This window comes from Telluria sp. RB2R28, assembly GCF_059685835.1.
In genome coordinates this window covers 340,272-354,538 of record NZ_JCASIK010000004.1, presented here as the reverse complement: position 1 = coordinate 354,538, position 14,267 = coordinate 340,272, and the positions used below count along the sequence as shown (strand labels likewise).

The 14,267-nt window shown below is 58.2% G+C and carries 8 protein-coding genes; 2 read left to right on the top strand and 6 right to left on the bottom strand.

Going from position 1 to position 14,267, the window contains the following annotated elements; translation table 11 throughout:
* Positions 1-23 precede the first annotated feature (23 nt).
* The 6 genes from AC56LV_RS17240 to AC56LV_RS17215 all read right to left on the bottom strand — a co-directional run bounded on the left by AC56LV_RS17240 (position 24) and on the right by AC56LV_RS17215 (position 10,968).
* Entirely contained in the window at positions 24-1,352 is a 1,329-nt protein-coding gene (locus AC56LV_RS17240; RefSeq protein ID WP_499559405.1) for a TolC family outer membrane protein, read from the bottom strand.
* A complete protein-coding gene (locus tag AC56LV_RS17235) occupies positions 1,352-2,716 on the bottom strand; it encodes an HlyD family type I secretion periplasmic adaptor subunit (RefSeq protein WP_499559404.1) in 1,365 nt (454 codons plus the stop codon). The genes AC56LV_RS17240 and AC56LV_RS17235 overlap by 1 nt, the downstream gene beginning before the upstream one ends.
* Positions 2,713-4,587, bottom strand: coding sequence for a type I secretion system permease/ATPase (locus tag AC56LV_RS17230; protein ID WP_499559402.1), 1,875 nt, complete (start codon positions 4,585-4,587; stop codon positions 2,713-2,715). The genes AC56LV_RS17235 and AC56LV_RS17230 overlap by 4 nt, the downstream gene beginning before the upstream one ends.
* Before the next feature lie 260 nt (positions 4,588-4,847).
* Complete coding sequence (locus AC56LV_RS17225; RefSeq protein ID WP_499559401.1) at positions 4,848-6,383, bottom strand: class I SAM-dependent methyltransferase; 1,536 nt, start codon at positions 6,381-6,383, stop codon at positions 4,848-4,850.
* Between the two features lie 228 nt (positions 6,384-6,611).
* Complete coding sequence (locus AC56LV_RS17220; RefSeq protein ID WP_499559399.1) at positions 6,612-9,197, bottom strand: DUF4214 domain-containing protein; 2,586 nt, start codon at positions 9,195-9,197, stop codon at positions 6,612-6,614.
* A gap of 412 nt (positions 9,198-9,609) precedes the next feature.
* Positions 9,610-10,968 (bottom strand): FecR family protein, encoded by a 1,359-nt coding sequence (locus tag AC56LV_RS17215; protein ID WP_499559397.1) that lies wholly within the window; start codon positions 10,966-10,968, stop codon positions 9,610-9,612.
* A gap of 184 nt (positions 10,969-11,152) precedes the next feature.
* Here AC56LV_RS17215 and AC56LV_RS17210 point away from each other — a divergent pair, with 184 nt between their 5' ends.
* Both AC56LV_RS17210 and AC56LV_RS17205 read left to right on the top strand, forming a co-directional pair.
* Positions 11,153-12,985, top strand: a complete 1,833-nt coding sequence (locus tag AC56LV_RS17210) for a CHASE2 domain-containing protein (protein WP_499559395.1) — start codon at positions 11,153-11,155, stop codon at positions 12,983-12,985.
* Positions 12,982-14,265 carry a tetratricopeptide repeat protein gene (locus tag AC56LV_RS17205; RefSeq protein ID WP_499559393.1) on the top strand — a complete coding sequence of 428 codons (1,284 nt, stop codon included), beginning with the start codon at positions 12,982-12,984 and terminating at the stop codon, positions 14,263-14,265. Before AC56LV_RS17210 ends, AC56LV_RS17205 begins: the two co-directional genes overlap by 4 nt.
* The last annotated feature ends 2 nt before the right edge of the window (positions 14,266-14,267 follow it).

The following is a 14,267-nucleotide window of genomic DNA, read 5'->3' as shown; positions in this document are numbered from 1 at the left end:
CGTGCGGCAATGGCGCCGCCGGATTACTGGAAGTACGCGGCCAGCAGCCTGACGTCATCGCGGCCAAGCGTGCCGGCGGCAGCCTTCAAGCGCAGGGACGCCAGCATGTAGCCGTAGCGCGCCTGAGCCAGGTCGCGCTGCGCGATCGACAGCTGGCGCTGCGCATTGAGCAGATCCAGGTTGATGCGCACGCCGCCCTTGATGCTTTGCTCGGTGGCGGTAACCAGCAACTGCGCCGAATCAACCGCCTTGATCAATGCATCGATGCGCGGCACGCTGCTTTCAGTGAGCGTGTACTGGCGACGCAACTCAACCAGTGTACGGCTGATCTGGGTTTCGAGCTCGGCCAGTGTCCTGCCCTTGTTGGCCGCCGCCTGGCGTGTCGATGCGCTGATCGCGCCACCCGAATAAATCGGAATATTCAGCTGAAAGCCGATACTCTGCGTCTTGATATCCTGGTTGACGGTGTTCGTGGTATCGGAAATACCACGGTTATAGCTCGCCACCGCATCCAGGCGTGGATAGTGCGCGGCGCGCTGTCGCTTGATTTCCTCGGTAGAAATTTGCACATTGAATTGCAGCGCCTGGATATCCGGATTGCGCGCCAGCGCAGTTTCTTTCCAGCGGTCGTAGCCGAGCACATCCTTTTGCTCGACGCGGAAGCCTGGCTGGAGCTGGGTCAGCGTGTCAACCTGACCACCGACAATACCAGCCAGCGTATCAAGCGCCGACCCCAGCGTGTTCTGGGCTTCAATCAGCGCAGCCTCTGCCAGATCCAGGCGCGACTGCGTTTCGAGCATGTCAGTCTTGGTGCCTTCGCCTTTTTCGAACAGGCGGTTATTGACGCTGCGCTGCTCGGCGAATACTTCACGCTCGGCACGTGCCAGCGCGACCTGATCGGCCTGGAACAAGGCATCGAAGTAGGCCTCGGCCACGCGCAGGATGACGGTCTGCTCCTGGCTTTGGAACTGCGCAGCTGCATAGCTCGTCTGAGCGACGCCCTGGCGATAGCGCGCCAGCGCGTCCATGGCGAATAGGGGCTGGCGCACCTGTACCGTGGTCGAGCGTGAAATATAGCGCTCATCACGCAGGGTACGGCCAGCACTTTCAGTCAGGTTGTCCACCTTGTTGGCGCCATGGCTCGCACTTACGCTTGGCAGCAGCCCGGCGCGGCCAAGAATGCGGTTTTCCTTGCCTGCCTCATTGGCAAACTGCGCGGCCCGGAATGCCGGGTCGTGCTGCAATGCCAGGTCATACGCCTCTAGCAAGTTGACCGCTGACGCCTGGGCGCTGAGCGCGACCAGCGCGGCCCCCAACAGGCCGGGCAACAGTTTCATCGAAAAAATGCGCATCAGTCCTCCGACATCGATGTCTGGGCGCGATCGATGATCGGCTTGAGCAGGTAACTCATCATCGAACGCTCGCCAGTCTTGACGAAGACCTCGACCGGCATACCAGCCTGGATTTCCATTTTCTTCTGGGCGATGATGCGCGCGCCTTCCGGCGTGACGCGGGCTTTGACCTTGTAGTAAGGCACGCCGGTATGTTCGTTGATGGCGCGGTCGGCTGACACTTGCGTAACCTCACCCGGAATGTGCGGCGTGCGGTTTGTGTTGAACGCCGAGAAGATGAGCTCGACCGGCAAGCCGACATGCACCTTGTCGACCATGTTCACCGGCAGTTCACCTTCGGCAATCAGCGCGCTGTCGGACGGCACGATGTCCATCATCTTGGCGCCCGGACCGACGACGCCACCGCGCGTGAAGATCGACGAGCCGACGACGACACCGTCAGCCGGCGCGCGCACTTCCGCATTCTTCAAGTCGTAATCCTGCGCCTGCAAGCGCGCGCCCTGCGCTTCGGCTTCGCGCTGCACTTCCACCAGTTGGGTGCGTACTTCTTTCTGGAAATCCTGGACGCGCTGGACCTTGCGCAGGTTCAGTTCCATCACCTGGCGCTGCGCACGGCCGATATTGCCGATGTCTTCCGACATCTCGCCGCTCAGTTGCGCATACGTGCGCTCGACGTCGAGCAGCCGATTGCGAGCGATATAGCCGTCCTTGGCCAGGTCGCGCATGCCGCCCAGTTGCTCTTTAAGGAACGTGGCCTGTTCGCGCTTGCTCGCCCGTGCCTCTTCCAGACCCTTGATCTGCATGCGCAGACCGGCGACGTTCTCGTCAACAGCATCCAGTTCGCTGTCGAGCGAGATGCGACGCGACGCGAACAGCTGATTTTGCAGCGCCATCGCGGCGCTCACCTGCGGATCGGCTTTGAACGGTTCGAGTGCCGGCGGGAACGCGATCGTCTTTGCCCCGCTACCCTCGGCCTGCAGGCGCGCGATGGTGGCCCACGCCGCAATGAACTGCGCGCGGGTGGACTCGACATTCGACGATGCCAGCACATTATTCAGACGCACGACGACCTGGCCCTGGCGCACGGTGTCGCCATCCTTGACCAGGATGTCCTGTACCGTACCGCCGGTCAGGTGCTGCACCGACTTGCGGTTGCCTTCGGCGACCACGGTGCCCGACATCGGGACGCCGCGATCCAGTGGTGCGGTGGTGGCCCACAACAGGGAGCCGCCAAAGCCAACGATGATAACCAACCACCCGAATCGGCTGTAGCTGCGAGCATCTGTTTTTACTTCTACTGGCGTCACTTCATGAGAAATGACTTCAGCCACATCTTCATTCTTATTCACTTTAGTGAGTTTCATTTTTCCTGCTCCGTACGTGCTGCTGCGGCCTGTTGTGCTGTGAGCGCATCCGCTTCGGCCTGGGCCGCAACTTGCTGCTGCGCAGCAGCTTGTGCTTTTGCCTGAGCCGCTTGTGCCTGGGCCTCGGCGGCTTGAGCCTGAGCCTGAGCCTGAGCCGCATTTGCCTGCGCAGCTTGTAATTGCTTCTGATTTTGTTCTTGCAATGCATTGAGTACGTCGCGCGTCGGACCGAACATTCCTATTGACCCATCACGCAGGAGTAGCAACTTGTTGGTGACGGAAATTACCGAAGTCCTGTGGGTAATCATCACGATTGTTTTACCGCGTTGACGCAAGTCAGTGACAGCGTCAGTCAACGCCTTCTCACCAAATTCATCTAGATTTGAATTTGGTTCGTCCAGGACCAACAACGCAGGATCGCCATACATTGCCCGCGCAAGTCCCAGACGCTGCTTTTGGCCGCCAGAAAGACCTGCGCCGCCATCACCGAGCACAGTGTCATAGCCTTTTGGCAGATGCAGGATCATTTCGTGTACGCCAGCGCGCTTGGCTGCTAATACGACTTGTTCTGAGTCGATTTCACCGAAGCGACCAATATTTTCACTCACGGTGCCTGCGAACAGTTCGATGTCTTGCGGCAGGTAACCAATATGCGGACCCAGTTCAGCCTTATTCCACTGGTATATATCAGCACCGTCCAAGCGAACCTTACCTGCTGTGGCCGGCCAAACGCCCACCATCAAGCGTGCCAAGGTCGATTTTCCTGACCCACTAGGGCCAATGACGCCAAGTACGTCGCCGGGCTGAATCGCGAAGTTCAGTGAACGCAGGACTGGAACGGTCGATCCTGGTGCGATGGCGGATACCGATTCAACGCTTAGCTGGCCAGTTGGTTTCGGCAATGCCATTCCGGAATGACGCTCTGGATTTTCCTCCAGTAATTTAGTCAACCGCTCGTGCGCGCTGCGGGTTGAAGCAAAATTTTTCCATACTGCGATCACCTGCTGTACAGGACCCAGTGTCTTTCCTAATAGAATCGATGCAGCGATCATCATACCTGGCGAAATCTCACCTTCGATCACCAACAGGGCACCCAGACCGAGCACCAGCGACTGTAGCGAAGTCTGCACGAATTTGGTCACCGCACTAACCTTGCTCGCCTTCTCGCTGGCATCAGCCTGGAAATTCAAGAACCGTGAGTGCAGTTTGAACCAGCGAGCCATCAGATTTGGCAGCATGCCCATCGACTCGATGACCTCGGCATTACGCAAATTGTTCGTGGCATGTACATTGGCGGCAATAGCCGTTGTGCTTGCTTCGGCGAGTGGCTTGTGTGTCACACGTTCGTTAAAGAAGGCCAGAGCTATCAAAATAATCGTGCCACCCAGCGCGAACAGGCCCAGTTTCACATCGAACATGAAGATGACGGACAGGTAGATCGGAAACCATGGTGCGTCGAAGAAAGCAAAGACGCCGTTTCCGGTCAAAAACTGACGCAGGGTGGTTAGATCATTCAACGACTGTCCTGCAGCGCCACCAGAACGCTTCAGATTTTGCTCGAATGCTGCTGAGTACACCCGCTTGTTCAGCTTCAAGTCAAAATGCGCTCCTACGCGAACCAGCACAAAACTACGGGCTACGTCCAGGCCGGCAACAATCAAGTAAGCCAGAAGCATCATGAGTGTCAGCATCAATAACGTAAGCTCATTCCGGCTTTGGAGAACTCGATCGTATACTTGCAACATATACAACGATGGTGCCAGCATCAGCAGATTGCTGACTGCTGAGAAGGCTCCTACAGTAATGAACGCACTCTTGAACGAGGCCAAGATCTGCATGATCTCGTTCTTTTTATTCAGGGGATTCTTCATGGGGACTGACGTCAGCTTCCAGCGTTAATAGGTGTTTTCATGTGATCTACATCACAAAGTTTCGAGAGCGTAGCACACGGCTAAAAGCTTTGCCAGCGGATTCGTTGATTCGTTGTGGTAACGAAAAAAGGTCAGACAAAATGCCTGACCTTTTAACACTGCGATAGAAGGTGATCAAATTTTAGATAGACAATGACTATGTAAAAACGTTGTCAGTATGCCTTCAACCCAGTACTACGCCCGGTATGATAGCGGCATTGTCAGCATTGAACATGTAAGGCTTTGAGTATTGGCAGGCGCTGGGCCAAAAATTTCTCTGCAAGACCCACCGCAGCAAGATGCTCGGCTTCACTCGATTCAGGCACTTTGCCGTTGACGAGCATTCGCTGCCCTTGGGCTGCAAGAACTTGTAGCAAGTAAGCTGCCCAGCTATCTGTCTTTCCCGGCGCTTCCTTGTGGCCCAACAAGAAAATTTGTTCGAACCTGTTCACGGCGATGCCCCCGCCTGTCACCGGCGAGCTCAATGCCGACACTGCATCCGAATAGCGAGCTTGGCTGCACAATGCGTTATTCAGTCGCGTCGACTGCTTGGCTGCCGCTTTGATAGTAGCGTCATCTTGGGCGAGGTGCACACTACCATTTCCCGCCAGTATCATTAAAGCCTGAAGCACGCCGTCAAAGTCGACGAGACTCGACAGTGCACGTTCGATCTCATGTACCGTGTGAATTTTGTAGTCTGCCAGCAGATCGAACAGTGGCCGGTAAATCTTCTCCAGCAGGTCAGCCTCACCGAGCACCCCCGCCACCTTCAATTTGATATCTTCTCTCATTGCAACTAGCACCACACGCTGGTGACGCAACTGCTCGACACGCTCCAGCGTCGACAGTTGACGCGGCCCACGTACCCAATAATCGCGCCGAAATTGCTGATTGACCATGAAATCACGGACCGATTCACGGAATTCGGCGTCTGGAATTTCCTTGAGCATCTGTTGCTGTTCAGTTGTCAAATTGATGGGATCAACGTGATCAAGATACGAGGCCGAACAAGCGAATGTGAGCTTTGCATCGTCAAGCCAGTTCTTCATTTTGGAGAACGACATCGGCACCCAGTCGCGATTGAAGTATTCGTGGGCGACGTAATTGCGGTTCTGACCCTTGAGGGCTTTTATTCTCTCTGCAACCTGTGGATTGACGACGCCGTAGCGGGCTCCCATGCCCAGTAGTTTTTCGGCAAAATCGAGCGAAGCGTCAATACGCGGCACGATGCCATTTCCCGGCGCACCCATTAGCTCTGCATGCTCGACCAGCAGGTCACGCATGGGTGCCATCGCCGCCCAGCCTGGTTGTGTGTTGTAACTGACGTACAGTACGCCGCCGACTTTCAGTTTTCGGCGTACAAAGTCGGTAATCAGGCACCTGTTCTCGTCCGAGATCCAGCTCCAGATACCATGTAGTCCGATGAAATCAAATTGCGGCAAGTCGGGGCGACTACAAAAGTCCGCAAAGGCTTCGTCATACAAGTGGGCCGATGCACCCGACGATGCAGCCAATTGCTGGGCGAAACCGGCCTGGGAAGGGTTGAAGTCGGTACCGTACCAGCTCGTTACCGATCCTGCAGCATGAAGATTGCTACTCATGCCCTGACCGAAGCCGAGCTCACATGCATTTGCACACTCTGGAAAAGCCAGGCCAGCCCTGAGAAACGCCAGTTTGATACGTTGCGGGTTCAGTTCGACGTAATAACCATGCGTATATCCAATATCTGCAACATAACCACCGGTCCAGTCCGACATTTGTGCTCCAAACATAATAAGAATTACATAATGGTAGCACTATCAGTTATTGAAATTAACACTAAATGGTACAGAACTCGTGCCATCGCGTCCTGCTTGGACCTGATCACGTGTAGAAATACAACTATCTCACGCGTTCACCATGATGAAATGAAACCAACCCCTCACATACAAAAAGCCCCGCTGCCTTGCGGCAGCGGGGCTCTATTGCTAAATCAGACTAGCTGATTAAGGAACGATTGGCGTGTTCAGTTCCAGGATCAGTGCATCTTGATTGATCAGGCCAGTCAGCTTGACGACGATATCGTTTGCATCGATCAGGCCGTTCGAAACAGTGTCTTGCATGATGTAGGTATCGCCACCGAACGCGAACACCAGGGTGTTGTGCGCGGCGTCGGTGTTGTTGGCAGCAGCAGCTGCTTTCAGCACCAGGTCGATATCCGTTTCGGTCGAAGTGAACTTGGCAGCGGTCACAGAACCGGAGCCAATAACCAGCGAATCCGAAGCTGCGCTATCGATGGCAGTGCCAGCGGTATTCAGCACCAGGTTCAGGCCAGTGACGGTGTCCCATGCGTGGGCAGCACCGATGCCGCCGTAGGTCGATGCGCTCAGCGTGATGACGTCGATGCCAGCACCCAGCTTGATGGTTTCAGCAGCAGTGTTGGTCGAGGTGTAGTTCAGGCCAGCAGCAGCTTCGCCATCGACATCCACGCTTGCCAGACCGGACGCGTCAACGTTGATCAGCTTCGTGCCATTGACCACAGTTGCCGAACCGTTACCGGTCAGGGTCAGCGAGGTCAGACCACCCAGCGAGGTGTATGGACCAGTAGTTGCAGAGGTAGCAGTGGTCACCGACACGGTTGCGAGGGTTTGTGCATCATCAGCGTCAACACCATTTGCCAGTGCAACGGTTGCGGTTTTCACGTCGCCGGTCAGGATAGCAGCGGTAGCAGCTTCACCTGCGGTTACGGTCAGGGCAATGCTTGCAGCTTTTGCCGTCACGGTCGCATCGGCAGTTGCTTCGACTTTCAGGGCGCCAGTGGCGGTGTCGGTCGAGTACACGGTGGTGCTAGGTGCACCAGTGGTAGCAGCGGTATAACCTGCTGCTTGCACAGTCAGGTCACCACCGGTCCATACCGATTGGTCAGCTGCGACTTTGGTGATGAAGCCACCATCGTCAAAGGTGAATTCCTTGAAGGCTGCGACTTGCGACGCATCCAGTGCCGTGGTGGTGGCACCAGCAGTGGTCGAGAACTTGATCGCTTCAAAGTTTTTCAGGACTTTGGTGTAGACCAGGTAGTCATCGGCGACGTATGCAGCCTTGCCAGTCAGACCGATCGTGTCCTTGCCTTCGCCGCCGTCGATGACGTCGCCGGTTTTGACAGTGCCGACCAGGGTGATCAGGTCGTCGCCCGCGCCGCCGGTGACGTTGTATTTCACGCCGGTGACCAGGTTGACAGTGACCTTGTCATTGCCAGCGCCTGCATCAACAGTGACAGCGCCGTCGGTAACGCCGCCTGCAACTGCCGAAACGGTGATGACGTCATTACCAGCGCCGGTGTTCAGCGAAGCTGCTTTGACAGTGCTGCTGAACTCGGTTGCCAGAGTGACGGTATCAACGCCGGAGCCAGTGGTAATGGTCGCAACGTCTGCATCGCCAACGAACGTGATGTTGCCGGTCGAGGCAGCAGCAGCGATCGTGGTGATTTCTTTGGTAGCGTCAACGCCTTCGTTGACGACCAGCGTGGTGTTCAGCGCGGTGTTCAGCGTGAAGGTCTGTGCATCTTTGGCAAGCGTTGCGGTCAGTGCGACCGATGCTGCGTCGTCACCAGTGTAATCTTCGTTGTCAACCAGTGCGCCCGACAGGGTTACGCCGGTCAGTTTGGTACCAGCAACGGCCAGTGCAGCGACGTTGTTGGTATCGGTGCCGGACAGGTTGTCCAGAGCGACCGAGACGATCGAAGCCGAACCGGTTACCGACAGATCAGCAGCAGCGATTGCACGGAAGCCAGCGGTGGTCGAAGCACCGACATTGGTGACGTCAGCAGCACGGCCGATTTGCCACACAGCAGATGCGCCCGAGAATTTCGATGCATCGACCGAAGTGCCACCGAACAGCGTGCCGCTTTCAGCGTTGAAGATGTTGATGGTTTCAACGTTCTTCACGGTGCCGGTTTGGTCAACGTTCTTGATGCCATCAGTATAGATGTTCAGCGTGTCCTTGCCTGCGCCGCCGTCGATCGAGTCGAATGCGCCCAGGGTGTCGGTCGCGACGCCGGTTGCATTCAGAGGGATGGCGTTGAACACGTCATCGCCTGCGGTGCCGACCAGGGTGTCGACGCCAACAGTCAGCGCCGACGTGTTGCCTGGAACAGCAACGTTCACGATCGTGTTGATCGCGTCGTCGATGTTAGCTTGATACGCGGTCACGTCGGTGGTGTTGCTCACGCCTTGCAGCAGCGAACGACCGGTAGCGGCAGCAGCGTCGCCAGCGTAGGCGTTGAACTCGGTTGGGGTGTCCAGGGCAGCGGTGAAGGTGGTAGCAACGGTCAGCTTGTTAGCGACGGTGATTGCATCCTGCATGCCTTGAGCCGACGTGTTGGTCGAAGCAGCTGCGGTGATGGCAGCAGCGGCGTTAGCCTTCGACAGGGTGCCCGACGAGATGGCGTTGACCCAGAAATTGAAGCCAGCGGTGTCAGCTTCGCGACCCAGGACGTTTTGGTAGATGGCAGCGACGAATTTCGACACGCCGATCTGCGAATTGTCGTTGCCGTACAGAGCAACCGACTCAGCCGAATTGTTGAAGCTGTTCACCAGCTGCGCCAATGGCGAGGCACCGTTGGCGCCAACAGCAGCTTGCAGAGCAGCGAAGGTCTTCGGTGCGCCCATTGCATCGAGCTGAGCCGAGAAGTTCTGCAGGCCGAAGTAATCAGCTGGGCGGCCGAAGTACGAAACGTACAGTTGCTGCACTACTGCGGTGTAATCTTGTGCTGCCATGATGTTGAATCCTTTAAGAGTGGTTATAACCAAGTCTGCTGTTCACAACCGCATCAACGTTTGTGAACTCCTATTGCAGAACTGCGACGTATATTGCCAGATCAGGGATTTTTTGTTGTGATGGACGTCACAATTCCCAGTTTTTTAACGCGCAAATACGAATTTCTTACATTTTGTATCAATGACTGCTTAAATATACAGCAAATTTAATGCAAGAAGACTGATTTTATTAGCGATTCCACAACGTAGCACCTGTGACGGTAATCCCGGGCGTGCTGGTATTCCTGAAAATATATCCAGCTTGCTCAGCATTAGCCCCCCCTAGATAACCATAGATGAGGGTTTCTGAGCGACTATCGTGATAGAGCATCCCTTTATCGGTAATGATGCCACTGCCAACTACATTTGCGCGATCAAGTCCGGCCTTTACCGTCAGCACCGTATCGAAGGTATGCTTCGCAAAGTCCATACTCAGCTGCCCGTCTTCTACCGTGGCAAACCGGCTGCCGCCAACGTTCGTCATAATCGCTTCACTATTTGTCAGCCTGAAGGCAGCCATTCCTTCTTTTGGCATTACCAACGCTGAATTTTTCAAGCGAGTAATTGCATAAGAACCATAATACGTTGCCAATTCCACATCTGCGTCACCAACCCGGCCAAGCTTTACTCCTTTACCCGCAATTGCTTGCCAGCGCCCCCAAAATATTTCAGGAACAGCCGGTTTTACTGGCACTGGAATGACAGGCACTGCAGGAGTGACAGGTACCACTGGTTCGACGACCATCACCGGCGGCCCCACAACTACAGGCTCAGGCACAACGGGAGTCACCGTTTCTGGTAATGGCGCTGGGCGAGCTTTGTCAATTGACTGCGCACGTTTCGGATCCAGATTGACCTGTGTCATCGGCGTCGACGGTGCGGCCTGCTTGGCTGCCGGTTCATCCCCGCGTGGCTTTTCGGTCTGGTCCGGTGCCAGTGCCGGGTTTTGCATCACCTGTGGAATGTTGTTATTGCGGTCAACCTGCAACAGCAAGCCCCGCTGGCTTGCGAACAACTCCTTCGCGTTGCGCCCTTCACACGGTCCAGTGCCGGCAGCCAGGCAGTTGGCGCCAAAGCCGCTCATCACCACGCCGCCCGAGACAACCGACACACGGCTGGTCTGCTGGTCGGTGTACACGGTGAAGTCGGTGCCGCGCACGCCGATCGCAGCCACGGGCGTATTGAAACGGAAGTTCTGCTTGGCCTGCTGCACGCCCTGCCCTGAAATCGCGCGTGCAACGCCCTTGGTCAGTTCGAGTTTGACCTGGGTTTTGGAAGGATCGTTCTTGTCGATCGAATAGGCCACCACCCGCGCCGCGCTGTTGGGGCGCAGGATCAGGAAGCCGTTGTCGACCGTCTTGACGTAGACGTAGCCGTCGGCGCCCGTCGTGAGGCGATCGCCTTCCTGTACAGCGCCGTCCTGCATGGCCGCACGTCCGCCCACCTGGACTTCACCAGTGACGAAGACGACCTTGCCTGCCTCGGCCGCAACCGCGCTGTGGGCAAACAAACACAGCGAACCTGCAGCCAATGCGATCTTTAGTAGCATAAATTTCTCCTCACCTAGCATTGTCCGGGCACAGCTGCTAAAGTCTGTGACTCCCATCACATATTACAATTATTAAACAAACGGGGACACAAGCTAACATTTCTCTAGCGCACGACTAATCGTTATACTTCGCGCTCGACCGTCCTTACACTGCCAAGTGCGTCCAGCCTTGCCCATCCGATCCATGAGAATTTCCGCACCTGTGCGCACGTTCCTGCGCGATACCAGCGTCCTGCGCTGGCTGATTGCATCCGGCGCGCTCGTTCTGGCGGGGTGGCTGCAATGGCATGACGGTGCCGGCTCGGCGGCAGACGAGTGGATGCGCGACACACTCATTCAATTGCAGGCCAGCAGCGAGCCTGAACGGCGCGTGCTGGTGGTTGACATCGATGAGAGCAGCGTGGCCCAACTGCCATGGCCATGGCCTCGGGCGCGCATCGCCGACCTGGCCGAACTGGCGCTGGGCGACGGCGCGCGCGGCGTCGCGCTGGACATCCTGATGGAAAAACCGGCTGACGTCGATGGTGACGTGCGTTTGGCGATGCTGGCAAGCCACGGTCCGCTGGTGCTGGCCCAGATGTTCGATTACGTACATGCAGAAAGCCCATTATCTGGCGGCCAACTGATCGGCGGCACGCCCGTGGCCGGCAGCAGCAAGCAGGCGATGACTGCCCTTGGCTATCTGGCCAACCATCCGGGACTCGCGCAAGCCCGCTACGCGGGCAATATCGGCGTGCTGCCTGATGCGGACGGCACCTTGCGGCGCTTGCCGATGCAGACTGCGTTTGGCGGCCGCAACTATCCCACCTTGTCGCTGGCCCTGCTGCAGTGCTGCGGAACGGGTGTTGCGCCACTGCCGCCCTTGCGCAGCGTGGAACGGATTCCCTACGCCCGGGACTGGAATGCCTACGAGGTGATCAAAGCGACCGACGTGCTGACAGGGCGTATGCCCGTCGGCATGGCGCGCGACCGCTTGGTACTGATCGGCTCGTCGTCGCTGAGCATTGGCGACCGCATCGCAACCCCGCTCGGTGCGTCGAGTCCGGGCCTGCTGGTGCATGCCGCCATGCTGAGTACCTTGCTTGATCGGCAACAGAGCCTGGCGCCAACGCCGCTGCCGGGCAAATCGATTGCCTTTCTGTTTACGCTCGTGATGGTGGCAATTACCGGCGCCACCCTGCCCCGCTTGTCCGCTGCCAGCAACGCTCTGCTGCTGGGCGCCACCTCACTGCTGTGGTTGCCGATCGCCTGGCTGTTGGTACCGCGCGACCCTGCTTTCGCACCGGCCGGTCCGCTATTCTGCAGCCTATACCTGCTTGCGGTGGCAGTACCATTTCATTGGGAAATGTCGCAGCGCCGCTCACGCCAGCTGCTCGGCACGCTGCGTCAATACGTGGCTGGCGAAGTCGTCGACGAATTGCTGCGCAGTGGCCTGAACGACCCGCTGGCACCGCGCCGCCTCGATGTGACAACGCTGGTGGCCGACATGGAAGGCTACACGAGCCAGGTCGAAACGCTGACGCTGGAAGAAGCTGCGCGCCTGACGACCGACTTCCTTGAGTGCCTGACACGGCCGGTGCTGGCTCACCGAGGCACACTCGACAAGTACACCGGCGATGGTCTCGTGGCGTTCTGGGGCGCACCGCTGCCGAACCTGGACCACGCCGACCTGGCGCTGGACGCCGCCGCGCGCATCGTGCACGAGGTGGCCCAGTTCTCGGCCACGCGCGTGGCGCTCGGCAAGCCGCCGCTGCGGGTGCGCATCGGCATCGAGAGCGGCGCCGCGATGGCAGGCGACTACGGCACCGCCGCACGCAGCATTTATACGGCCGTCGGCGACAGCGTCAACACGGCTGCCCGTCTGGAGCAGGCGGCGCGCGACTATCCCCATGACGTCATCGTCGGCGAAGGTACGGCTGCATTGAGCCGCCGTCATCAGTTGCTGCTGCTGGGCGAACGCCAGTTGCGCGGCAAAGGCCGTCCGACACGCGTGTACACGCTGGAAGGTGCGGCATGATGTTTTTTCCTCGCAAGTTCGCAGCCCTGACCATCGCACTGGCGGGCACGGCCTTTACCGTGCCCTCCTATGCCCAGCAGACGCTGGGCACGCCGGCAACAGGCGCCGAAGCCGATCCGGAGGATGCGCTCTACCGCGAAGCGCTGCGCCTGCTCGATGAGGGCCACACCGAAGAAGCGTCACGCATGCTGCAGCAGTTTGTCGGCCAGCAGCCCAGGCACGCCGGCGCCTGGCTCGACCTGGCAATCAGCCAGTGCGAACTGGGCAATACGAGCGAAGCGGAGCGCCTGTTCAGCGAAGTCGAACGCCGGTTCCAGCCCCCAGCCGGGATTCTCGAAGCAATCGCTCACTACCGTCAGCGCGGGTGCCGCAAGCCGGCCGCGCGCGGTGGCGCCTGGCTGCTCGCGGCCACCCGCGGCTACGACGACAATGTCAATCAGGGCGCCAGCAATCCGCGCTTCGCCATCGGCACCGGCAGCGAACAGACAGATTACGAACTGTCGCCGGCCTTCCTGCCACGTTCTGATGGCTTCAACCAGCTATCGGCGTCATGGCTGCGCCCGGTGACCGCAGCCGGGGCCGGGTCCACCACGAATGCCATCGTGCAAGTGTATTCGCGCTGGCACGACCGCGAGCGCGACCTCGACACCACGTCGCTGCTCGGTGCGATTGAGCAGACCTGGACCCCGGGCGCCTGGCGTGTGCGCGGCACGGCCGCACTCGGCGCGGTGACGCTGGATCGCACGCTTTACCAACGACAGCAGCAACTCCAGGCACGCGTGAGTCCGCCGCTTGGGCTACCGTCCGAGGTCGAGTTCGCGTTTTCGGGCAATGCCAGTCGGGTCAGCTACCCGACGCGCCCGGCCTATGATGGCAATACCATGGAGCTGGGAGGCATCCTAGGCTATCGCAACAAACGCCACCTGACCCAGGCCACCCTGACGCGGCTGCATGACGACAGCAGCACGAGCCGCCCGGGCGGCGATCGTGAAGGCTGGTTCGGCAGCGTGCAATGGTATGGCGAAGTGTCGGAGCGTCTGATCCTCGAAGCGGGGCTGAGCCATCAGCACTGGCGCAGCGCCGACATCTATTCCGCCGGGTTGATCGAGGCGCGGCGCAAGCAGAACATGACGACCGTGCGTGCTGCCGGCCAGTGGAACCTCCGGTCCCACACGAGCCTGGTGCTGGAATGGCGCGGCACGTTTAATAAAGAGAACATTTCGCTCTTCCAATATAATAGCCGTGCCCTGCAGCTGAGCCTGCGTTGGGATAATTTCTGATG

What these genes read in the sequence shown, in the direction of transcription:
- AC56LV_RS17240 (WP_499559405.1), bottom strand. Translation starts at nt 1,352, where the DNA reads ATGCGCATTTTTTCGATGAAACTGTTGCCCGGCCTGTTGGGGGCCGCG.
- AC56LV_RS17235 (WP_499559404.1), bottom strand. Translation starts at nt 2,716, where the DNA reads ATGAAACTCACTAAAGTGAATAAGAATGAAGATGTGGCTGAAGTCATT.
- AC56LV_RS17230 (WP_499559402.1), bottom strand. Translation starts at nt 4,587, where the DNA reads ATGAAGAATCCCCTGAATAAAAAGAACGAGATCATGCAGATCTTGGCC.
- AC56LV_RS17225 (WP_499559401.1), bottom strand. Translation starts at nt 6,383, where the DNA reads ATGTCGGACTGGACCGGTGGTTATGTTGCAGATATTGGATATACGCAT.
- AC56LV_RS17215 (WP_499559397.1), bottom strand. Translation starts at nt 10,968, where the DNA reads ATGCTACTAAAGATCGCATTGGCTGCAGGTTCGCTGTGTTTGTTTGCC.
- AC56LV_RS17210 (WP_499559395.1), top strand. Translation starts at nt 11,153, where the DNA reads ATGAGAATTTCCGCACCTGTGCGCACGTTCCTGCGCGATACCAGCGTC.
- AC56LV_RS17205 (WP_499559393.1), top strand. Translation starts at nt 12,982, where the DNA reads ATGATGTTTTTTCCTCGCAAGTTCGCAGCCCTGACCATCGCACTGGCG.